The sequence below is a fragment of the Neobacillus massiliamazoniensis genome, from assembly GCF_001048695.1.
Taxonomy (GTDB): domain Bacteria; phylum Bacillota; class Bacilli; order Bacillales; family Cytobacillaceae; genus Neobacillus; species Neobacillus massiliamazoniensis.
This window is the reverse complement of record NZ_CVRB01000002.1, coordinates 526,525-548,401: the sequence shown is the minus strand read 5'-3', so window position 1 is coordinate 548,401 and position 21,877 is coordinate 526,525. Positions and strand designations below refer to the sequence as shown.

The window sequence follows — 21,877 nt, the reverse complement described above, 5'->3', positions numbered from 1 at the left end:
TGAAGCTGGACAATTCTCGAAGTCAGTTTTTATATACTTATCATATAAAAAAGGCGAAATCGTTTTCGATTTCACCCTTCAACCTAATTATAGATCCAACTCTTCAAAATTCTGATTGGTGTTATTTTGATATTTTTCTAGCTGTTGGTTTTGCTCTTTTCCAAACAAATTGACAACAATAACACCAGAAATGGCAATGATACCGCCAATAATCGAAAGGGTATGTGGCCACTCATGGAGCCAAACCCAGGCAACGAGGATGGCTACTACCGGTTCGATATACAACATGCTCGAAATGGTGCTGGCTTTTCCGGTTGACATGGCGTATGCCCAAGTTGCATAAGCTATGGCTGTCGGGAAAATCCCAATGTACAAACATGCTAGATTTGCTTCCATTGTTGATTGCTGTAGATTTTGAATGAACCCTGGGAAGAACAAAAAGAACGGCAAGGTGCCAGCCCATGTAAAATAAGCGGTTAATTCAATGGAAGAATAACGTTTCAACAGTGGTTTTTGATAAACAAATAAAACAGATGTAACAAAAGCAGCTACTAAAATGAAAAAGGCTTCTTTCGATATTTCAAACGAAGGTCCGCTGCTTCCTAAAGTAATGACGACGATTCCAATAAAACCGATTGATAACCCTATCCATCCCCATTTTCCCATGCGTTCTTTTAATATAAGCACAGCAAGGAGTGCTGTAAAAATGGGTCCTGATCCAATCAGCATTCCTGCAGTCCCAGCTGAAACAGTTTGTTCACCAAAGGTTACCCCGATATGATAGATACTAATTCCAATCCAACCAAGCAGTACAATTCTCAATGAATCTTCTTTTTTTGGTAAGCGAAATTTAACACCAGGCAAAAGTGCATACACGATAAACATGCCAGAGGCGATTAAATAACGAGCGAGAACCATATGGCCTGGAGAAATGCCGCCCAACAATCCAACACGAATCGAAGCAAAAGAGGATCCCCATATGATCACCGAAAAAAGGGCCATGCTAAATGCTCTAATGTTCAAAAATTCCCCCCCCAATCCCCATTACATAATCATAAGAGTATCACGGATGTAGAATTGAAGCAATTTGAATTTAGTGGAGAGTAAAAGTGGTATTTCCAGTGTTTGCTCGTTTTCTTCCCAGTTCCATTGGTATATTTTAATTTACATCTATATGTTTAATGATTCTTGCAGGATTTCCGCCAACAACCACATTGTCAGGTACATCTTTTGTTATGACTGCTCCAGATGCAACAACAACATTATTTCCTATTTTCACACCTGGATTTATTACTGCTCGTCCGCCTATCCAAACATTATCACCAATGGTTACTTGTTTTCCATATTCTGTTCCGGAAATTCTCTCCAAAGGCACTTTTTAATGGAGTGTATAACCCTTAACATAATTTAGGATAAAACGAAAATAAGATGTCCCAAAAGAGTCTGACTCTGTGTTGGACAACCTCATATTCGGTCAGTTTAGCGGTGCATGGTCCACATTCCAATGTCCTTAAAGCCAAGTCTCTTATAAATGCGACCCGCTTCAGGGTTATCGTAAAAAAGACAAAGAGTTTTACCTTCTTCTAGAACATCCTGAAATAATTTTTGCATGATAGCAGTGGCGAGACCTTTACGGCGATATTCCTTCCTAGTACAAACGCCTACAATCATGGCCGACAGGGAATTTTCCGCTGCTGTTGAAACACATGAAGTGATAACACCATCTTCATCCGTATAATATGTTCTTGCGGTGTTGGATTCCATCGCCTGAACTAATATGTCTCGCGCATCACTTCTCATATGAAATTCTTCAATTGAACGGCGGAGTTCAATTATTTGATCTATATCCTCTAAACTAGCCTTTTTAATCTTGACATCATTATCATTGACACTCAAGAATTCATCCGTGAGACATTCTGCAAAAAAAGTAACTTGTTTCTTACCAAGTATTAGGTCATCGAAGGCTTCAAATTTAGCTACTATATCGGACTTCCCAGATAAAAAAATAGGTTGGTTGTACTTTTTCATAATGGAGACAAAACCGCTCGTATCGAATTCTCCTTTAGCATATGGAATAAAAGATTGATGATACCTTAGTAGAACGGTTTTTATTGTGTTCTGTTCATCAAACTCTGCCCATATCTCTTGAAATTCCGAAGAGTATCCGAAGGCTTCTAAATCTCCTATGATGAATAGATTAATAGATGGTTCCTCACTTAAAAAAGCGAGGACCTGATCATGATCTTGGTCTGTAAGCTTTCTTATCACGTAAAATACCCCCTTGCTTTTTATATAGAGTAAACATATAGAATGAAAATTTCAATATTTTTTAAAATTATAATAAGCAAAAGGAATTGTAAGTAGTAAGTAAGAAAACTTTTAGGAGATGAACGAAAAGGAGAGGCTTAAAGCTAAGAAATTGGTTATTCCGAATGTTAGCGACAAAAATAAACCATCTGGAAGATTGAAAAAGTTATCTGTTTCTTGCATGATAGTAACAGACAAGGACCATTTTGGTGGCCGTTATAAATAGTTGGGGCACAACATTTAAGAACGTGAATGGAAGGAGTGACCCTTATGCAATTTTCTTTTGATCACCTAGTCTGGTTTACGAAGCAGCCTGAAGAGATGATTTTAACTTTAAAACAGAGAGGAATCCATGCTGTCAATGGCGGCCGACATGAAACGTGGGGAACCTATAATTCTCTCGTTTATTTCGGGTTGGGTTATATTGAGTTTTTGGGTATTGAGAATATATCTATTGCTGAAAAACATCAAGATAATAGATTGGTAACACATATCGCTGAACAGCTGCCAAAAGAAAATGGCGAAGGTCCGGCTCGAATTGCGGTTCGTACAGATCAGATTGAAGAATTAGCGGTAAGGTTAAAAGAAGAGGGCTTTACTGTTTTTGGTCCGCTTCAAGGCGAAAGAGTTCGTACTGATGGCCAAGTAATCAGATGGTCGCTTCTTTTTCCGGAAAACGCAGCAAACGAGCTTTCACTTCCTTTCTTTATCCAATGGGAAAAGTCGGATGAGGAAAGATTGTCAGATTTAAGGAATCAGGGATTAATAGGAACACACTTAGTGGGCAATCCGAAGTTGGACAGTGTTAGTATTGTTGTAAACAACTTAGATCAAACAGTTACAACTTGGGGGCAACTATTCAATTTGAAACCAAGTGAGGAGTTTATGGATCCAACCATCAATGCCAGATGCAGAAAATTAGAATTGCCTGGCACTAAGCTACTATTCTGTACCCCCAATGGCGAAGGCCCGGCCCAAAATATTTTAAAGGAAAAAGGGGAAACGCCCTTTTTAGTTAACCTAACAGAAACGCAGCAAAACACCTTTTTTGAATTGCAAAATGGCTATTGGAGATTTCAATAACCACACTTGGGTGCCTGACACCCTTCGCAATTCTTTCAAAATATTTCATCTAGGAGTAGGCAAATGGATACTAAAGAACAATCGTTACTAAATTATTATTATGATAAGTTTATCGACAATACTATTGATGAGAAGGATGTCTATGCTTTTTTACTTTTAATTAGTAATCGAAGCAAGGAGATTCGCTGTATCAATCAGCTGGCGGATTTTGTAGCTCAGCGCGGACAACATAAAGGTTTTATCAAGGATTACATATTTGAGATAAGGAAAAAGTTTGAAAGTCTCGGGAAAACAAAAACGGCTTTTAGGATTGAAGATGTATTTTCCTTTAAGGAAATCAAAACTGGAATCAACAAAGTGTTGGCGGATTTTCAGTTGAAAGGCTTAGAAAATGAGAAGATTAATGATTTTGTCACATGTCTAATCTCCCTCCTGCAGCAGATCAGAATCATCGATCAAGACAGGGAAATTGGTAAACTATTTTTTGCTATCTCCAAGAAACAAATCATTTTGATGGCAGAAATAGAGGTTTCACAAAATCTATTTAAGAAAACTAACGCCGTTTTTCCAGTCCTGACTGCGAATAATAGTTATATTGATCTTAAGAAACAAGATAAGTATGATACTCCATATTTATTTACTGACAAAGTAATTGAAATAACCAATCAGGAAGGAAAGCTGGAGATTATTATTCCGGATTAGAGAAAGCCTTTTCCTCCAATAGTCCTGCCTTTTCGTACTTATTCTTGTGGGTGTTTCCATGGCGATCAAATAATTTATCTAGGCTGTGTTAAACGTGCCTGTTGATTTGCTCTCCAGGCGCTTCGCTTTCCGCGGGCGTTCCGGGGAGCCTCCTCGGCGCTTAAGCGCCTGTGGGGTCTCCCCTGTCCCGTAATCCCGCAGGAGTCTCGCGCCTTCCGCGCCAATCAACATAGTTTCAAAAATCAACAATGACCTTCAACACAGCCTTTATCTAAAATATTCGCAGGAATGGGGGAGACTTCTGCAATCTCCGATACAGGTTGCTTGCCTTCACGTATGTTCACAAGATAGTAAGAATCGGACGGATAAAATGTGATCTTTATCACAGTTACAGCAAGCACCGAAAACGATAATAATAAGAAGAGGGATCTTTCAAAATAGTATGAATAAGGAAGTGACTAGTTAACTTCTCTCTAGTGACAGGGAGTTGAAACTAGACGGGGTGGGGGAGTGTAATGCATTCAGGTAAGCGGGGAAATAACCGATCCTTTTATTTGTTTCTATTGAAAAATGGGCTGATCAGCATGATTGTTTCGTTTATCATTGTCCAATCATTAATATCTATGCTCCATGTAAACATTCATAATGTAGATAAATTGCCGTTATTTTTTTTCGTCCTCATCAATATTACCGCTTTTTTTATGATTATTTTTATGCAGGAGAGAAAATTACGGTCTAGACAAGAACAAATTCTTGCTGTCATAAAAAATAGTACACAAAGCATCTTCATTCTCGACAAAAATAAAAATATTATCAGTCTAAATGATGCCGGGAAAGATCTTCTTAATCTTGGGAATAAAGAGATTGTGAATTTTTGTGATGTTTGTTCCACTTATCCAGGGACCAATAAAATTTGCGAAGTGTCGAAATGCTTTTTGATGAATGACCAAGAAAATCCAGAAGAATTGTATATTAAATCTCATAAAGCATTAATTCCAGTGCAAGCGAGCGTTTCTTTTTATACAACCCCAGAGAATGAAAAAGGGACGGTCATTGGCTTACAAAAGATTAGCGAAAAACGAAAAGAGGAACAAAAAAAATTGAAAAAATGATTACTCACTCCATTTTTCAAGCCCAAGAGAAAGAAAGAAAGCTTATATCAAGGGAACTCCATGATGGAATTGGGCAATCATTATTCGGAATACTTCTGCAATCAGATATCATCAAGTCTATTCCTAAAAATGAAAACGAAATAGAAACACATCTTGAAAAACTCCAAGGAATGATTACCCAAACGATAGAAGATGTCCGACACTTATCATCTGAATTACGTCCATCCACCCTCGATGATCATGGACTTATTGCTACTTTAAAAAACTTTATCCGAGATTTTGGCAACCGATTTGGCATGCAAATTAATTTTACCTATAAAGGGGGTAATGAGCGCCTACCGTCCTCTATTGAAACAGCTTTGTATCGTATTGCTCAAGAAGCTTTGATTAACGCAGCAAAGTATTCGAGTGCAGAGCGGATTGATATTGTTATTGATGTTGATAAGCAAAAAGACACAGTATTCCTTACCATTACAGATTTCGGCAAAGGGTTTGAACTCAATCCTTCGAATCGAAACGGTGTCGGGATCTACAGTATGGAAGAGCGAGCCTCCATATTAGGAGGAGATTTTTTGATTAACTCTGAAATTGGCAAGGGGACACAAATTCAAGTAAATATTCCGATTGGTTAAGGTGGTAGAGATGAATAAAATTCGGATCTTTTTAGTGGATGACCATGCCGTTGTTCGTGACGGTCTGAACTTATTATTAAATGCTCAATCAGATATGATTGTTATTGGGGAAGCTGCTGAAGGAAATGAAGCACTTTTAAAAATCCCTAAAGTCAACCCGGATGTAGTCATCATGGACTTAAGCATGCCAAACGGAAGAGATGGGCTGCCAACTACGAGTGAACTCGTTCAAAACTTCCCTGAAATCAAAGTGCTCATTCTATCAATGCATGATGACCCGGATTCTTTATTTAGAGCATTAAAGGCAGGGGCATCCGGTTTCTTATTGAAATCATCACTTGGGCAAGAGTTAGTGACGGCTATCAGGCAGGTGAATTCCGGGCAGGCCTATCTTTATCCAAGCGCTCAAAAAAGAGTAATTGAGCATGTATTTCACGATACAGGAGAGGAATATAATGATTCATTTGATCTTCTTTCTGAACGTGAAAAAGAAATTTGCAGCCTTGTGGCAAAAGGTTACACAAACAAAGAAACCGGAGAACTTCTCAATATAAGTCCAAGAACCGTGGAAACACATAAATCTAAAATTATGGAAAAGCTTAAACTAACAACAAGAAGAGACTTAGTGCAGTTTGCATTAAAAAGAGGCCTTTTAGATAATTAGGTGATGACGATGACAATTCAAAAAACAGGATTAAAAGAATTACTAACTTTAAAACTTCAATCGCTAGTTTCTGAATTAAAAGTGGATTTTTCGGCTATTGCCTTTTATGATCCTCTTAATCTTGAATTTCGCTGGCGTTTAGCCATTGGTTCCCTAAACAACCGCTATACCAGTATTGTTGTTAGAAGTGGAAACGGGATTTGCGGAAGAACGTTAAAAACAAAACGAGAATTTATAATCACACATTTTCCGGAAGAACTTCAAGATGAATCTCTAGAGTTTCCAATCTTAATTATAGAAGAACTCAAATCAGCAGCATCCATACCGTTACTTTTTCAATCGCAGATGATTGGCGTTCTGCTTATTGGTCAAAGAACATGTAGAAAGTTTGATGCGATTGAAATAGAATCTATGAAAATGGCTGCGGAAGAGATTGTGCGTTTCTATTTGCTTGAGCGAGAGGCGGAACGAACAAATGAAGATGAAAAAAAGGAAGCAAAAAAGTCTTCCCTTTCTCGCTACTTTGTAAAAGAGAAGTCAAATTGGGGAGAAAAGCTAGAAATCATTTTGTTAGATCAGCGCATAACCTTACTGTCAGAAGAGGCGCAGCAAAGCCTCATTTCAATATTTACCTTTCTTTTTGAACGGGTATTTAAAAAGGAAAAAAATGCCAAGATCAAATTGATTATTGAACTAAAATCTGAACAGCAATTTGCCGTTCAAATTGAAGCATATCCATATTTGGATCTTTCTAGAGAAGAGTTTTCGCACTTGGCTGATGAAGTGAGAAAAATCAATGGAAGTATTGAAACGATTTTTGACGATAGAAGGACGATTTTAACGATGAACTTTTTTCTCAGCTTGCTTTTACGTGACCAAATTTGGAATCCCCGTCCTAAAACGGGCACCTCATAGCGCTCTTGATCCTTCGTATAACCTATTCACTTTGCTGGATAGGTTTTTTTGTACTCTAGGAATTAATAGATTCATTTAGGTGTGGATAACTTTAATTAAGTTGCTGAATCCAGCTCCAGCGCCTAGCCCCTCGAGGTCATAAGCCAATCCGCCATGAAGGTCAAAAAGCAACCTTCCTGCAGGCTCGTCTTATGCTTGTCGGGGCTGACCAGGGCGCTTGCGCTTTTTGTATAGCCATAAGTTAAAAAATTGTGAACATTTGAGTAACACACTATATACAAATAGGTATTTTCCCTTACGAATGTGAGGGGTTATCCTGATATTCGCCATTTTCGAAAGCCTTTACAATGAAAGAAATAAATCAAGAAAAAGAGAGGATGAGGGGTAATGGGGATTAAGAAATGGGACCCAGAGAATAGTCAAAAGCACGCTGGTATGAATCATGCGCTTGATGGGATTAAGAAATGGGATCCAGAGAATAGTCAGTTCTGGGAATCGGAAGGAAAGCGTATTGCACAACGAAACCTTTGGATTTCAATCCCTGCACTGTTTTTAGCATTTATCGTTTGGCAAATTTGGTCAATTGTGGCAGTAAAACTAAATGACGCTGGTTTTCATTTTACTTCTAGCCAACTATTTACCTTGGCCGCACTTCCGGGACTAGTCGGGGCAACACTGAGAATATTTTTTACCTTTATGCCGGGAATATTTGGAGGGAAAAACTGGACGGTGATTAGTACGGCTGCCCTTTTGCTGCCAGCCGTCGGAATTGGCTTCGCTGTTCAAAACACAGAAACATCTTTTACCACAATGGCTATTTTAGCGGCTCTTTGTGGAATCGGAGGCGGGAATTTTTCATCATCGATGGCTAATATAAGCTTCTTTTTTCCAAAAAAACTAAAAGGAACCGCGAATGGACTGAATGCGGGTATTGGAAATCTAGGCGTGAGTGCGGTTCAATTTATAACTCCGCTTGTGATCACGACGGGGGCTTTTGCAGGAATATTCGGTTCCTCACATTTATTAAAGACTGGGAAAGAAGTTTGGGTACAAAATGCTGCCTTTGTTTGGGTAGTACCAATTGTCATTCTTATGATTTGCGCAGCTTTAGGAATGGATAATCTTCCGAATGCAAAGCAATCGTTTAAGGAACAAGCCATTATTTTCAAAAACAAGCATACTTGGATCATGTCATGGCTGTATACAATGTGTTTCGGCTCCTTTATTGGCTATGCTGCAGCATTTCCACTACTTATTAAAGCAGAATTTCCGGAAGTAAATGCCCTCCAGCTAGCGTTTTTAGGACCTCTAGTGGGTGCTGCGGTCAGACCGGTCGGCGGCTGGATTGCCGACAAGATTGGCGGAGCAAAAGTAACGTTCTGGGATATTATCATTATGATTGCGGCAACAACAGGAGTTATTTACTTCTTAAATGAAAAGAATTTTACCGGATTTTTAATTATGTTTCTTATTCTCTTTTTCACAACAGGAATCGCAAATGGTGCTACCTTCCGAATGATTCCGATTATTTTTGAACCGAAGCAAGCGGCACCAGTGCTTGGTTTTACGGCAGCCATTGCCGCATATGGCGCCTTCTTTATTCCAAAGGTATTCAGCTGGTCGCTATCAATTTCGAACTCTGCTAATTTAGCACTCTATCTCTTTATTGCGTATTACGTAATTAGCCTTGGAGTTTGTTGGTTCTACTACTCGCGTAAAAATGCAGAAATGAAATGTTAGCCCAGAGTGTAGGAACAGGATGTATAAAATGATTTGGAGTGAAACAAATGGGTAATTTAAAAAACTTTTTAAAAAGTGGACATTTGCCGACATTACTTTCATCCTTTCTCTATTTTGATATTAGTTTCATGATCTGGGTTATGGTTGGGGCTACTTCCACTTTTATTGTTCAAGATTTCGGACTTACGCCGGCAGAGAAAGGGTTAATGGTGGGGATTCCGGTTTTAGGTGGATCTCTACTCAGGATCCCAATGGGTTTGCTTGCCGATCGCTTTGGCGGAAAGCGAATGGGAATGATCGGAATGCTTTTGACAATACTTCCGCTTACTTGGGGATGGTTGTTTGGGAATTCTTTAACGGAAGTTCAAGCGTTTGGCTTTTTACTTGGTATCGCTGGTGCAAGCTTTGCTGTTGCACTGCCACTTGCGAGCCGATGGTATCCACCTGAGCATCAAGGCCTGGCGATGGGGATTGCTGGTGCTGGAAATAGCGGTACTGTATTGGCAACATTGTTTGCCCCACGAATTGCGCAATCGATTGGTTGGCATGGTGTATTCGGTTTTGCTCTTATTCCGTTAATTATTGCCTTTATCATCTTTACTATTTTTGCAAAAGACAGTCCTAATGCACCGAAGCCGCAAAAGCTTTCACAATACTTTGGGATTGTAAAAATAAAAGAAACATGGATTTTCAGCTTCTTTTACAGCCTATCTTTTGGCGGTTTTGTTGGATTGACTAGTTACCTTGGGATCTTCTTTGTGGATCAATATGGGATTAGTAAAGTTATGGCGGGAGATTTTGTGACGATCACTGTCTTTGCGGGAAGCTTTATCAGACCGATCGGCGGATATATAGCAGATCGGCTTGGCGGTATCAATCTACTGATTAGATTGTTTGGTTTAGCTGCAGCAGTACTTTGTATTATTGGATTCCTTCCATCCCTTTATGTGACGCTCCCGCTGTTTATCATCGCAATGCTCATTTTTGGAATTGCAAACGGAGCAATTTTTCAGGTGATTCCAACAAGATTTCCGCGTGAGGTAGGGATTTTAACAGGATTTGTTGGCGCAGCAGGTGGTTTGGGCGGCTTCTTTCTGCCAAACATTCTTGGAACCTTTAAGGGAATGACCGGCTCTTATGCACTCGGTTTTTGGTGGATTGGGGCGACCTATATAGCAGCTCTCCTCATTACGGTTTGGCTGCAACACGCTTGGAAAAACAGTAATGTCAAGGGAACTAAGTCTAGAATGCCAGCAATGTAAACCTAACGGCTGGAATGATGAATGATGCAATGAAGAAGAAAGGGGATTGAAATGAAAACAAAGTCTGGCAACTTTTTAAAAAAACTTCGATATTTTAAACCAATTGATACCATTTCAGATGGCTGGAGCCAGTTGAATGCGGGGGGCAGGGAATGGGAAAATGTCTATCGTCAGCGTTGGGCGCACGATAAGGTTGTCAGGACAACACATGGTGTTAACTGTACCGGATCGTGTAGCTGGAAGGTATTTGTCAAGGAAGGAATAATCACTTGGGAAAACCAGCAAACAGATTATCCTAGCTGTGGACCTGATATGCCGGAATTCGAACCAAGGGGTTGTCCACGCGGGGCAAGTTTTTCCTGGTATGTGTATAGCCCGCTTCGTGTGAAATATCCTTATGTTCGCGGGGTTCTCCTAAAATTATATCGTGAAGCGTTACAACAGGAAAAAGATCCGGTAAAAGCATGGGCAAGTATCGTCGAAAATCCTGAAAAGGCAAAGGAGTATAAATCAGCCCGTGGTAAGGGGGGCTTTATCCGAGCCACAAAGGAAGAAGTCAATGAAATGATTTCCGCGTCACTTATTTATACAACGAAGAAATACGGACCAGATCGGATTGCTGGATTTACCCCGATCCCAGCAATGTCAATGGTTAGTTATGCAGCAGGTTCTCGCTTCCTATCGATGCTTGGCGCTCCAATGCTAAGCTTTTATGACTGGTATGCAGATTTGCCACCTGCTTCTCCGCAAATTTGGGGTGAACAAACAGATGTCCCGGAGAGCAGCGACTGGTATAACTCCGGCTATATCATGATGTGGGGCTCAAATGTGCCAATGACAAGAACACCGGACGCTCACTTTATGACAGAGGTGCGCTATAAAGGAACAAAAGTGGTTACCGTCAGCCCGGACTATGCAGAAAATGTAAAATTTGCGGATGACTGGCTTCCAATCCAGCCTGGGGAAGATGCTGCCCTGGCCCAGGCGATGACTCATGTTATTTTAAAAGAGTTTTATATCGATAAGAAGACGGATTACTTTTATGAATACGCTCAAAAATATACAGATCTTCCTTACTTGATTACCCTTAAACCGAACGGCCAATCTTATGTTTCTGACCGCTTCTTAAATGCAAGTGACTTAGGCCTGCCGCTTACACATGCCGAATGGAAAACGGCTGTCATCGATCAACAGACAGGAAAAATTGTGATTCCTAACGGTAGTATTGGGCATCGCTGGGGAAACAAAGGTCAGTGGAACCTCAAGCAAAATGATGAACATGGAAATGATTTTGAACCAGAGTTAACGGTTCTTGGTCAAGAGGACCGCATTGTTGACATCGAATTCCCGTTTTTTGACCGTGAGCAAACAAGGACGGTTTCTCGTCCTGTTCCAGTGAAGAAAGTAGTTAAAGCATCTGGAGAAGAAATGTATGTTACGACGGTATTCGACCTTATGCTCGCCCACTATGGGGTGAATCGTGAGGAGCTAGGTAAGGGAAAATCATTTAGCTATGAAGATCAACAACCATATACACCGGCCTGGCAGGAAAAATATACAGGAATAGACAAGAAGTTAGTTATAAAAATTGCCAGAGAATTTGCCCAAAACGCCGTTGATACAAAGGGACGCTCTATGATTATTATGGGGGCCGGCATCAACCATTGGTTTAACGGTGATACCATTTACCGAAGTATTTTAAACCTTGTGTTATTGACAGGTTCACAGGGAGTTAATGGCGGCGGCTGGGCCCATTACGTCGGCCAAGAAAAATGTCGTGTCCCGGAAGGATGGGGAACGATTGCGTTTAGTCGAGACTGGTCAATGCCACCACGCTTGCAAAATGCCACATCCTTCTATTATTTTGCCACTGATCAATGGCGTTATGAAGAAACAAAAATGAATGAACTGGCTTCACCACTTGTGAAAAAAGCTAGATACCAGCATTCTGCCGATTACAACGTTCTTGCTGCCCGTTTAGGCTGGCTGCCTTCCTATCCGCAATTCAATCGAAACTCGATTGAACTGTACGAGGAGGCGCAAAAGGCCGGGGCTAAAACGACAGAGGATGCCATTAAGTATGTCGTGAATGAGTTGAAAACCGGCAAGATGGAATTTGCCGTAGAAGATCCAGACCATCCAGTCAATTTCCCTAGGAACTTGTTCGTCTGGCGTTCTAATCTCATCTCGAGCTCAGGGAAAGGACATGAATATTTCTTAAAGCACCTGCTTGGTACCTCCAATGGATTGCTAGGGGATGAAAATCAGTCTATGAAGCCTGAGGAAATGAAATGGCGTCCTGAGGGTCCTGAAGGAAAGCTTGATCTCCTCGTCTCCATCGATTTCCGGATGGCGGGAAATGCGATGTATTCCGATATTGTTTTACCTGCAGCAACTTGGTACGAAAAGCATGATATAAGCAGCACAGATATGCATCCGTTCGTTCATCCGTTCAATCCGGCTATTAATCCACCTTGGGAAGCACAATCGGATTGGGACACATTTAAAGGAATTGCCAAGTCATTTTCTAAAATGGCTGAACAGCACTTTCCTAAACCAATCAAGGATCTGGTAACAGTTCCGCTCCAGCATGACACGCCTGATGAAATTGCACAGCCTTTCGGTAAAGTGCTTGATTGGAAAAAAGGTGAAGCAGAAGCGGTGCCTGGTGTCACGATGCCACGCATGGTTTATGTAGAGCGCGATTTTAGCAAGATTTACGAAAAATTTATTGCCCTTGGGCCGCTTGCTGAGAAGAATCCTGTTGGCGCCCACGGAATATCTTTTTCCGTCGCCGAGCAATATCAGCAGCTAAAGGATATGAACGGGACGGTCGAAATGACGGGAATTTCCAATGGTTTACCGAGCATTGAGACAGGTCGACAGGCAGCAGAAGCAATGATGACATTATCTAGTGCAACGAATGGGAAGGTGGCAATGAAGGCGTGGGAAGCGGAAGAAGCCAAAACGGGGCTTTCCTTAAAGGACATTGCTGAAGATCAGGCAGCTGTCCATCACACCTTCAGGGATATTACCATTCAGCCGCGCAAGGTAATTCCAACGCCGATTTTCACTGGATCGAATAAAGGAAATCAACGCTATTCACCGTTTACGACCAATATTGAACGCTATGTCCCATTCCGAACGTTAACGGGACGACAGCATTTTTACCTTGATCATGAAATTATGACAGAATACGGGGAAAATTTCCCAATTTATAAGCCGACATTACCGGAAATGGTTTTTTCTAGCCGTGATCAGGTACCGGAGAAACAGGAGAATGAAATCACGCTAAGATATTTAACGCCACATGGTAAATGGAATATTCACAGCACCTATCAAGATAATCTGACGATGCTGACACTTTTCCGAGGCGGACCGCATGTATGGATGAGTGAAAAGGATGCCGAGCAGGCGGGGATTCAAGATAATGATTGGGTAGAGGTTTACAACCGAAATGGCGTCGTAGCGGCAAGGGCCGTAACAAGTCATAAAATGCCAAAAGGAACACTGTATATGTATCACGCACAGGACAAACACATTAATACCCCAGGTTCAACGATTACCGGTGAACGGGGCGGAACGCATAACAGTCCTACAAAAATCCATGTGAAGCCAACTCAAATTATTGGCGGCTATGCGCAGCTAAGCTATGGTTTTAACTACTATGGACCGATTGGAAACCAACGTGATCTTTACGTGTCGGTACGGAAGATGAAGGAGGTGCCTTGGCTTGAAGATTAAAGCACAGGTAGCAATGGTAATGAACTTAGACAAATGTATTGGCTGTCATACCTGCAGTGTTACTTGTAAAAACACATGGACGAACCGTCCGGGAGCAGAGTATATCTGGTTTAATAATGTGGAAACAAAACCGGGAGTTGGCTACCCGATTGAATGGGAAAATCAAGAGAAGCATAAAGGTGGCTGGACATTAAAAAATAATCAGCTTGAATTAAAATCTGGAAGCAAGCTGAATAAACTAGCTCTCGGGAAAATCTTTCACAATCCTGATCTTCCTACCATTGACGAATATTATGAGCCATGGACATACGATTATGAAAAGCTGACAAACAGCCCGCAGAAGAAGCATCAGCCAGTTGCCCGTCCGAAATCACTCTTAACCAGTGAAACGATGGAGCTTGAATGGGGTCCAAACTGGGAGGATGACCTTGCCGGTTCCCATGTAACAGGCCGAAAGGATCCGAACATTCGCAAGCTAGAGGAGTCAGTGAAGCTTGAGTTTGAGCAAGCCTTTATGATGTATATGCCTCGGATTTGTGAGCATTGCTTAAATCCTGGATGTGTAGCCTCTTGCCCTTCTGGTGCGATTTATAAAAGAGATGAAGACGGGATTGTCCTCGTTGACCAGGAACAATGCCGAGGCTGGAGATACTGCATGACAGGCTGCCCTTATAAAAAGGTATATTTTAATTGGGAGACGCAAAAAGCAGAAAAATGTACTTTTTGCTTCCCAAGAATTGAAGCAGGGCTGCCAACAGTTTGTTCGGAAACATGCACAGGGCGCATCCGTTATATCGGGATTCTTCTCTATGATGCAGACAGGGTAAAGGAAGTGGCATCCACAACTAATGAAAAAGATTTGTACAAAGAGCAGTTAAGCTTGTTCCTTGACCCTTTTGACCCAGAAGTAATCGAACAGGCAAAAAAGGATGGTATTTCGGAGGACTGGCTGGAAGCAGCCCGAAAATCACCGATTTACAAATTGGCGATTAAATATAAAATTGCTCTTCCGCTTCATCCGGAATATCGGACATTGCCGATGGTTTGGTATGTTCCACCGCTAAGTCCATTTACGACGCTGTTCGAGGGAAAGGATACGAACGGCAAGTTAGAAGAGATGTTTCCTGCTATCAGCCAAATGAGGATTCCACTAGAGTATTTGGCGAATATGCTTACAGCTGGAGACACAAATATCATCATGGAAGTATTGGAAAAAATGGTCGCCATGCGCCAGTATATGCGGGCAAAAACATTAGGGAAAGCACCAAATGAACAGCAGCTTAAACAAATTGGCATGAAAGCGGAAGTAATCGAAGAAATGTACCGCTTGCTTGCCATTGCGAAGTACGAAGACAGGTTTGTTATTCCTCCTGCTCATAAGGAACACGTCCAGAATCTCTACGGCGAGCAAGGTTCAATCGGGTATAGCTTTGACTGTAATACTTGTAAAGTAGGTGGATATGATGGAGCAAATGATCAATTCCATGTTCTCAAAAGATGAGAATGAGGTCCGCAACTCCTTTAAATTGATTTCCTATTTACTACAGTATCCAGATAAAAGGTGGCTGCAATGGAGAGAATTGGTTGAGGAGGTCGAGGAATTCGAAAGTCCTTCACTCAAAACTCCTCTCGCCTCTTTTTTAAAAGCAATTGGAGATATTTCTCTAGATGAGTTGGAACAGAATTATGTTAACTTGTTTGACTTTAACCCTGCCTGTTCCCTTTCGTTGAGCTACTTAAAAGCTGGTGAACAGCGAGAAAGAGGACAAATTTTAGTAGAATTAAAGGGATTGTATAAAGATTTTGGCTATGAAATGACAGATGAAGAGCTGTCCGATTATTTGCCTGTTGTCTTAGAATTTGCTTCAGTTGCTCCGCTGCAAATTTCCGCTAATTTGCTCGGAAGCATGCGCGAACCGATTGAAAAATTGAAGAATGAATTAGAAATGTTGAACAGCCCGTATCTATTCTTGATCATAGCCTGCTTGTCCGGAATGGAATTACTCGAAAAAATCATTTTATCAGGGAGGAGGGAATAGAAGGTGCTACAATTTTTATGGGTGATTTTCCCTTATTTAATGCTTACCATCTTTATTGTCGGGCATATTTACCGTTACAATGTGGACCAATTATCATGGACGGCTAAATCCAGTGAATTTTTGGAGAAAAAACATTTAAAATGGGGCAGTATGTTGTTTCATATAGGGATCCTTTTTGTCTTCGTCGGGCATGTCGGCGGTCTCCTTATTCCTAAATCTCTAATGGAAAGCTTGGGTGTTAGTGAATCAATGTATCACGCCGGAGCTGTATATGGGGGCGGTCTTGCCGGGATCATTACCTTGCTAGGAATTCTCATTCTGTTGAATCGCCGTCTTACAAATAAACGGGTTCGGCTTACAAGTGATACAAGTGATCTTATCACAGTGATCCTTATCTTTCTGATTATCCTGATTGGAATCTATAATACTTTAATCGGAAACCGGCTTCACCCCCATTTTGATTATCGGGAAACGATAAGTCCATGGTTCAGAGGTCTTCTCACTTTTGTGCCGGATCCATCTTTAATGAAAGGGGTACCCCTTGGCTTTCAACTGCATATTTTGATTTCGTTCGCCTTGATCGGAATCTGGCCATTTACTCGGCTAGTGCATGTGTGGAGTGTTCCTCTTTCTTATTTCAAACGACGTTATATTATTTATCGAAAAAGAGCTAGCTAAAGATTCTCAATTGCCTTAGATAAAAAACAGGATGTCCCAAAACAAATTGTCAGACCCCTCAACCTCCAATTAATAAGCAGAGTGTTAAGAGAGGGGTTAGACCGTTTTGGGACATCTTTTTTTTACAATATTGAGTTAGAAATTCTTATGTGTTTTGCAAACTTTTAAGTGCATTGAATAAATTTACTCCATTTGGACTTCCTAGACCCGTACATGGATCCCATCCCTTTTGAGCCGTATAAGCGCCTCTTTTAATGCTAGTTACATTGTTTCCCGTTGTAATATCATGAAAGGCATTACTGCTAGGAGATAGGTTATAAAGAGTTGGGTTCAAAAATCCAACTGGCTGACCAAGCTGTTGGTTTACTAGCGTAATCAATCCGGCCCAAAGGGGAGCTACTGCGCTAGTCCCACCATAAACAGCTTGATGTCCGTCAACTAAGACCTGATAACCAGTAGCCGGATCAGCATCTCCCGCAACGTCAGGGACACCACGTCCTTTGTAGCTCCCTTTGTTTGCTGAAGGAGGAACATGAGCAGCTGTTTGCCAGGTTGGCAGATTAAATACGGCACTTACCCCACCGCCAGTGCTGCTGTCAGGACCTTCATTCCAAACTACCTCACTCGTAATAGTTTGTCCAGAGCCAATGAGTTTTGTCCCGCCACATCCAACGACATTTGGGCTGGAAGCGGGGAAATCAGCATGGACAAGACCGTCATTAACACCATCGGCTGAGCCGCGGTCTCCAGAGGCACAAAAGATGGTAACACCTAGTGCTGCTGCATCTTGAAAGGCACGATCCATCGCTTTCATGGCCTGGCTTGTCCATTGATTTTCCGGGGCACCCCAACTAATTGATAAAACTGAAGGCTTGTTTACGTTGTCGTGAACGGCAGTCGCGATGGCGTTAAGGAATCCTGCAGCTGTGTTGGGAGCAAAGTAAACCGCAATTCTCACTCCTGGGGCAACAGCTCCAGCCACTTCAATATCTAACGCTACTTCACCGTCTGGACCGCTTGGATCGCCTGTCGGCTGGTTCGTTGCTCCATTCACCGATACGTCTGTTAATACTGGTTGCGTAACTCCAAGAGAGGAGAAATATTGCCCCATTTCAGCGGGGGAATAGCCACCACCTAATTCAATAATACCGATACACTGTTGACTACAATTAATATTCTGTGGAAAATTGTAAAGGTTTGCAATTTGAGGAGGAGTGTATGATTTCTTTGCTGTTAGAGGACTATGAGGCTCAATCATTTCCTCAAAAATTTGAAAACGAGGCCGAACCTGTGGACGGTTGTCCAGTCCACTTACCGCTTCAACAATATCGGCGAGATCCTTTGGAATATGAATAGGTCCAGTACGTCCACGATAAGTAAAGTTTGGCTTTTCATAGTTTGTAAGCTGGACTTTAAAGGCTTTACTGAAAGCTGATGCTGTTCCTGAAAGCAATATGGTACCAGCAGCTGCGTTTACTTCTTTAATTGAAAGGCCGAAGTCATTAGCAAATTGCTTTATTTTTTCCAAGTCACTCGGATCCACACTATAAGCTGCTGCAAATTCTTCACGGCTAAGATGAGGTGCTAGTGTAAAAGGGGAAGTACTTCTCATTTCTAAAAAACTAGTAACGGACGGACGACGAACAAGCACAGTAACAGACATTTCTTCATCAGGATGGACGGGAGTTGATTTAACAGCATCAGGTAACGGGCTTCGCTCACTTCCAGGTATCTGTACGTAACTAATAAGTTCTTGGCTGTCTATCGAACGATTCTTGTTTTCCATTTTTTCATCCTCCTTTAATTTACTAGAATTTAATTATACAATGTTAAATTTCAATATGTAAGGAGCAATAGTTTAATTTTTGTGAATTTTTAATAAAATATAGAGGGATTAATAGAGACTATTGAACTAGTAGAACAATGAGTGGGTAAAATTGTTTTATCTCTTGGTGACCGAAATGGAGAAAAAGTGGAAAACAGGTCACAAAGAAGGGTTATGGTGACCGAAACCGAGAGAGAAAAGGAAAAACGGTCACTAAAAAGGGCTTTGGTGACCGGAAATGAGAGAGAAAAGGAAAAACGGTCACCAAAAAGGGCATTGGTGACCAAAATCGAGAGAGAAAAGAAAAAACGGTCACCAAAAATGGTTTTGGTGACCGAAACCGAGAGAGAAAAGGAAAAACGGTCACCAAAAATGGTTTTGGTGACCAAAACCGAGAGAGAAAAGAAAAAACGGTCACCAAAAATGGTTTTGGTGACCAAAATCGAGAGAGAAAAGAAAAAACGGTAACCAAAAATGGTTTTGGTGACCAAAACCGAGAGAGAAAAGAAAAAACGGTCACCAAAAAGGGTCTTGGTGACCGGATAGATTATGGGGGTGACACTTGGATAATCCTTTTCACCTAATACCTCTTAAAATGAACTTAGGAGATTTGCTGGGTCTCATTATGATAAAGAAGTTGTAAAGCAATTTGAAAAAATATTAAGAGAAGAAGGACGTATTAGCTAATCAATGATCAAAAGCCCTTATCCAAACAGAATTGGATAGGGGCTTTTTGTGTTGGTTTTCAAGCTCAGATTAATGTGAACGCACACTATTTTCTTCCATCCAATAAGCTTCTCTTATATTAATCTGCTTACGAATTTTCCGGATGACATCGATTGTGATTTCCCCTTCTTCATACATGTTTTGAATTTCATCCCTTTCTGCTTGGAAGGCTTTTTCTCGGAGCTCTCTTTGCATGTGGGTGTAGGAATCTTCGCCATTTTTCGCACGTTGAAACTTCAAGATCAATTCAGTATATTCTCCGATAATGACCAAATAAATATTTTCGTTTTCTGAGGTCATATGATCCTTCAAATACTGAATAGCAGCTTGGGCCATGTTGACTTTGAGCTGGATCATCTTTTTTATTTTTTCTTGACGATGTTTCAGCTTTTCTTGGTTTTTCGGCACAAAAAATTGTAAAAGTCTGTACACACTTCTTTTAATCATCGTCCAAATGAACATTCTTCTATATTGCATCCGGTTTGTAATCGCTAGTCTCATCCTTTGAATATGTTCTTCCGTCAAATAAGATGTTTCCTTGTCAACCAGTTCTTCTTTTTTCAATTTTTCAAAGTAATTGGCCTCTGCTTCAAGAGCCTTCATCCGAATATCCGTTTCCACTAATTTCAACTGTTCAGTGTTTTCATCCACATGATTAATGCGATTACGGATTTGATTATATGCCGTAATGACAGACACTGCTGCTCCATGATTGTCATCATTCATTAAATCTCGAATCGAGCGGATAGCAGCATCAATCGTACGGAGCATAGCAGTCCTTTCCATTTCTTTTCGTAACTCATCCGTGTTTGCTTTTTCAGTCCTTGCAAGCATCGGTAAGAAGATACTGGCTACTATCAAGGTAACCAAAATAACCCCTGCAGCAATAAAAATGATTAATGAGCGTTCGGGAAAAGGAGTTCCATCCGCTACAACAAATGGAATGGTGAAGGCACCAGCCAGTGTGGCCGCTCCCTTTACACCAGAAATGGTCGTAATTCCGATGCCTCTAATAGTAGGCTTTGGGAGTGGTTGCTTTTTAAGCAGCCGTCCACCATTCCACGCAGCATATATCCATATGAAGCGAAGAAGTAAAAGTGCAGCCGTAATGATAACAATATACTTGCTCACTTCCCAATTATTAAACATCGGGTCTTGAAAAATTTCACTCATTACGCTTGGTATTTGTAAGCCTAATAGCACGAACACCAAGCCGTTCAAAATATAGATAAGGACCGTCCATGTACTTTGTGAAACCACTTGAAGCCGCATCGAAGGTGATTGATCATGATCACGAGAAATTGCATGGACAATGCCAGCGGCGACCACTGATAGAATGCCAGAAAGGTGGAAATGCTCAACTATGTAATAAATTACGAAAGGCGTGAGAATCTGAATGAGCATGTGAATCGTCACATCCTCCATACCAAGCCGTCGAATAAAGATTTTCAGGCGAATAATAAGGAAGGCAAGAATGGCTCCGCCGGCAAATCCGCCAATGGAAATGACTAAAAAGCTCCAGCTTGCCTGTGCTAATGAAAAAGCGCCTGTCACAGTTGCTGCTACGGCAAATTTAAACGCGACCAAACCAGAAGCATCGTTCATTAGTCCTTCGCCTTCGAGAATGTGCATAATCGTTTTCGGGATCTTCACTCTACTTGAAATGGCGCCTACAGCTACAACATCTGTAGGGGAAAGAATAGCTGCCAACGCAAAAGATGCAGACAATGGGATTGTCGGTATAAGCCAATGAATTAAGTATCCGATCGCGAATACGGTGACAAATACAAGACCGAGAGCAAGTAGTAATATCGGTTTTCGTAATTTCCATAATGCCTGTCTTGAAACATTTTTTCCATCATGAAATAGCAAGGGGGCAATAAAAAGAATAAAGAATAATTCCGGCTCCATTGGGATATGAATTCCGAGGGGAAGGGAAGCAAGCAAAACTCCCAGTGCAATTTGAATAAGCGGTACTGGTATGTACGGTATGAAATGATTGATAAAACTCGACAACCCGATGATGGCTAGAAGTAATAGAACGAGCGGAAAAAATTCCATTTTTTGTCTCCTCTCTGGTGTAATATGTGTAATTTCCTATCCTTTTTTAGTGTAAATTTAACTTTCCCAAAAATACATAAGCTAGTATCAGGATAATTATCACATGATCCGATGCATTCAAGCAATGTTAGGTTATGAACTGTAAAATGCTTTTTTCATAAGTTTTACGGGGATGATCTAACAGTCAAAAACTTCATTACATTACTCGATATAGTTATCAAAAGCCTTTTTTAGTTTTTCCTATATCAAAATGAGGTATATAATTAAATAGAGCAGTACTTCAGAGAAATACATACAAAATCATGAATTAGTCAATTAAAGAAGAATAAATAAAGAATCAAAAATCTACTACTGTCCACTATGGGTGGACAAAATGGAGAAAATGTC

18 protein-coding genes and 1 pseudogene are annotated in these 21,877 nt (G+C 40.9%); 14 read left to right on the top strand and 5 right to left on the bottom strand.

All coding sequences use genetic code 11. The features are described from left to right. Positions 1–87: 87 nt before the first annotated feature. The 3 genes and pseudogenes from BN1082_RS10545 to BN1082_RS10535 form a co-directional block, all read right to left on the bottom strand. Positions 88–1,023, bottom strand: coding sequence for a DMT family transporter (locus tag BN1082_RS10545; protein WP_090634054.1), 936 nt, complete (start codon positions 1,021–1,023; stop codon positions 88–90). 136 nt (positions 1,024–1,159) lie between these two features. Further along, positions 1,160–1,372, bottom strand: a pseudogene (locus BN1082_RS10540) (DapH/DapD/GlmU-related protein); the annotation flags it as partial. A 107-nt stretch (positions 1,373–1,479) separates the two neighbouring features. Further along, positions 1,480–2,268 carry a GNAT family N-acetyltransferase gene (locus BN1082_RS10535; RefSeq protein ID WP_090634052.1) on the bottom strand — a complete coding sequence of 263 codons (789 nt, stop codon included), beginning with the start codon at positions 2,266–2,268 and terminating at the stop codon, positions 1,480–1,482. A gap of 118 nt (positions 2,269–2,386) precedes the next feature. On the opposite strand from BN1082_RS10535, the gene BN1082_RS27430 reads away from it, so the two are divergent. The 13 genes from BN1082_RS27430 (at position 2,387) to narI (ending at position 16,878) form a co-directional block, all read left to right on the top strand. Next, positions 2,387–2,533 (top strand): hypothetical protein, encoded by a 147-nt coding sequence (locus tag BN1082_RS27430; protein ID WP_176699738.1) that lies wholly within the window; start codon positions 2,387–2,389, stop codon positions 2,531–2,533. Between the two features lie 44 nt (positions 2,534–2,577). Further along, positions 2,578–3,390, top strand: a complete 813-nt coding sequence (locus tag BN1082_RS10530; protein ID WP_176699737.1) for a VOC family protein — start codon at positions 2,578–2,580, stop codon at positions 3,388–3,390. Between the two features lie 63 nt (positions 3,391–3,453). Continuing rightward, positions 3,454–4,092 carry a hypothetical protein gene (locus tag BN1082_RS10525; protein ID WP_090634048.1) on the top strand — a complete coding sequence of 213 codons (639 nt, stop codon included), beginning with the start codon at positions 3,454–3,456 and terminating at the stop codon, positions 4,090–4,092. A gap of 515 nt (positions 4,093–4,607) precedes the next feature. Beyond that, on the top strand, positions 4,608–5,204 hold the full coding sequence (locus tag BN1082_RS10520) for a PAS domain-containing protein (protein WP_090634046.1): 597 nt from the start codon (positions 4,608–4,610) through the stop codon (positions 5,202–5,204). Further along, positions 5,201–5,836, top strand: a complete 636-nt coding sequence (locus BN1082_RS10515) for a sensor histidine kinase (protein WP_090634045.1) — start codon at positions 5,201–5,203, stop codon at positions 5,834–5,836. Before BN1082_RS10520 ends, BN1082_RS10515 begins: the two co-directional genes overlap by 4 nt. A 10-nt stretch (positions 5,837–5,846) precedes the next feature. Continuing rightward, complete coding sequence (locus tag BN1082_RS10510; protein ID WP_090634043.1) at positions 5,847–6,500, top strand: response regulator transcription factor; 654 nt, start codon at positions 5,847–5,849, stop codon at positions 6,498–6,500. A 9-nt stretch (positions 6,501–6,509) separates the two neighbouring features. Next, complete coding sequence (locus BN1082_RS10505; RefSeq protein WP_176699736.1) at positions 6,510–7,415, top strand: GAF domain-containing protein; 906 nt, start codon at positions 6,510–6,512, stop codon at positions 7,413–7,415. Positions 7,416–7,850: 435 nt separating this feature from the next. After that, complete coding sequence (locus BN1082_RS10500) at positions 7,851–9,155, top strand: NarK family nitrate/nitrite MFS transporter (RefSeq protein WP_090634951.1); 1,305 nt, start codon at positions 7,851–7,853, stop codon at positions 9,153–9,155. Between the two features lie 47 nt (positions 9,156–9,202). Further along, complete coding sequence (locus tag BN1082_RS10495; RefSeq protein WP_090634041.1) at positions 9,203–10,417, top strand: nitrate/nitrite transporter; 1,215 nt, start codon at positions 9,203–9,205, stop codon at positions 10,415–10,417. Between the two features lie 51 nt (positions 10,418–10,468). Then, entirely contained in the window at positions 10,469–14,161 is a 3,693-nt protein-coding gene (locus BN1082_RS10490; protein ID WP_090634039.1) for a nitrate reductase subunit alpha, read from the top strand. Next, positions 14,151–15,662 carry a nitrate reductase subunit beta gene (gene narH / locus BN1082_RS10485; RefSeq protein WP_090634037.1) on the top strand — a complete coding sequence of 504 codons (1,512 nt, stop codon included), beginning with the start codon at positions 14,151–14,153 and terminating at the stop codon, positions 15,660–15,662. The genes BN1082_RS10490 and narH overlap by 11 nt, the downstream gene beginning before the upstream one ends. Continuing rightward, positions 15,625–16,200: a nitrate reductase molybdenum cofactor assembly chaperone gene (gene narJ, locus BN1082_RS10480; protein ID WP_176699735.1), complete on the top strand. Its 576-nt coding sequence runs from the start codon at positions 15,625–15,627 to the stop codon at positions 16,198–16,200. The genes narH and narJ overlap by 38 nt, the downstream gene beginning before the upstream one ends. Positions 16,201–16,203: 3 nt before the next feature. After that, positions 16,204–16,878: a respiratory nitrate reductase subunit gamma gene (gene narI, locus BN1082_RS10475; RefSeq protein ID WP_281177006.1), complete on the top strand. Its 675-nt coding sequence runs from the start codon at positions 16,204–16,206 to the stop codon at positions 16,876–16,878. Positions 16,879–17,023: 145 nt separating this feature from the next. Here narI and BN1082_RS10470 read toward each other — a convergent pair whose 3' ends face one another. Next, positions 17,024–18,664, bottom strand: coding sequence for a S53 family peptidase (locus tag BN1082_RS10470; protein ID WP_090634033.1), 1,641 nt, complete (start codon positions 18,662–18,664; stop codon positions 17,024–17,026). A 141-nt stretch (positions 18,665–18,805) separates the two neighbouring features. Between BN1082_RS10470 and BN1082_RS10465 the strand changes: the two genes are divergently transcribed. Continuing rightward, on the top strand, positions 18,806–19,171 hold the full coding sequence (locus tag BN1082_RS10465; RefSeq protein ID WP_090634031.1) for a hypothetical protein: 366 nt from the start codon (positions 18,806–18,808) through the stop codon (positions 19,169–19,171). A gap of 288 nt (positions 19,172–19,459) precedes the next feature. On the opposite strand, the gene BN1082_RS10460 is transcribed toward BN1082_RS10465, so the two are convergent. Then, on the bottom strand, positions 19,460–21,490 hold the full coding sequence (locus BN1082_RS10460; RefSeq protein ID WP_090634029.1) for a Na+/H+ antiporter: 2,031 nt from the start codon (positions 21,488–21,490) through the stop codon (positions 19,460–19,462). Between the last annotated feature and the right edge of the window lie 387 nt (positions 21,491–21,877).

Bases quoted from the DNA above. Each gene is read 5' to 3' on its own strand.
- BN1082_RS27430 (WP_176699738.1), top strand. From the start codon at position 2,387: ATGAACGAAAAGGAGAGGCTTAAAGCTAAGAAATTGGTTATTCCGAAT.
- BN1082_RS10530 (WP_176699737.1), top strand. From the start codon at position 2,578: ATGCAATTTTCTTTTGATCACCTAGTCTGGTTTACGAAGCAGCCTGAA.
- BN1082_RS10525 (WP_090634048.1), top strand. From the start codon at position 3,454: ATGGATACTAAAGAACAATCGTTACTAAATTATTATTATGATAAGTTT.
- BN1082_RS10520 (WP_090634046.1), top strand. From the start codon at position 4,608: ATGCATTCAGGTAAGCGGGGAAATAACCGATCCTTTTATTTGTTTCTA.
- BN1082_RS10515 (WP_090634045.1), top strand. From the start codon at position 5,201: ATGATTACTCACTCCATTTTTCAAGCCCAAGAGAAAGAAAGAAAGCTT.
- BN1082_RS10510 (WP_090634043.1), top strand. From the start codon at position 5,847: ATGAATAAAATTCGGATCTTTTTAGTGGATGACCATGCCGTTGTTCGT.
- BN1082_RS10505 (WP_176699736.1), top strand. From the start codon at position 6,510: ATGACAATTCAAAAAACAGGATTAAAAGAATTACTAACTTTAAAACTT.
- BN1082_RS10500 (WP_090634951.1), top strand. From the start codon at position 7,851: ATGAATCATGCGCTTGATGGGATTAAGAAATGGGATCCAGAGAATAGT.
- BN1082_RS10495 (WP_090634041.1), top strand. From the start codon at position 9,203: ATGGGTAATTTAAAAAACTTTTTAAAAAGTGGACATTTGCCGACATTA.
- BN1082_RS10490 (WP_090634039.1), top strand. From the start codon at position 10,469: ATGAAAACAAAGTCTGGCAACTTTTTAAAAAAACTTCGATATTTTAAA.
- narJ (WP_176699735.1), top strand. From the start codon at position 15,625: ATGGAGCAAATGATCAATTCCATGTTCTCAAAAGATGAGAATGAGGTC.
- BN1082_RS10470 (WP_090634033.1), bottom strand. From the start codon at position 18,664: ATGGAAAACAAGAATCGTTCGATAGACAGCCAAGAACTTATTAGTTAC.
- BN1082_RS10460 (WP_090634029.1), bottom strand. From the start codon at position 21,490: ATGGAATTTTTTCCGCTCGTTCTATTACTTCTAGCCATCATCGGGTTG.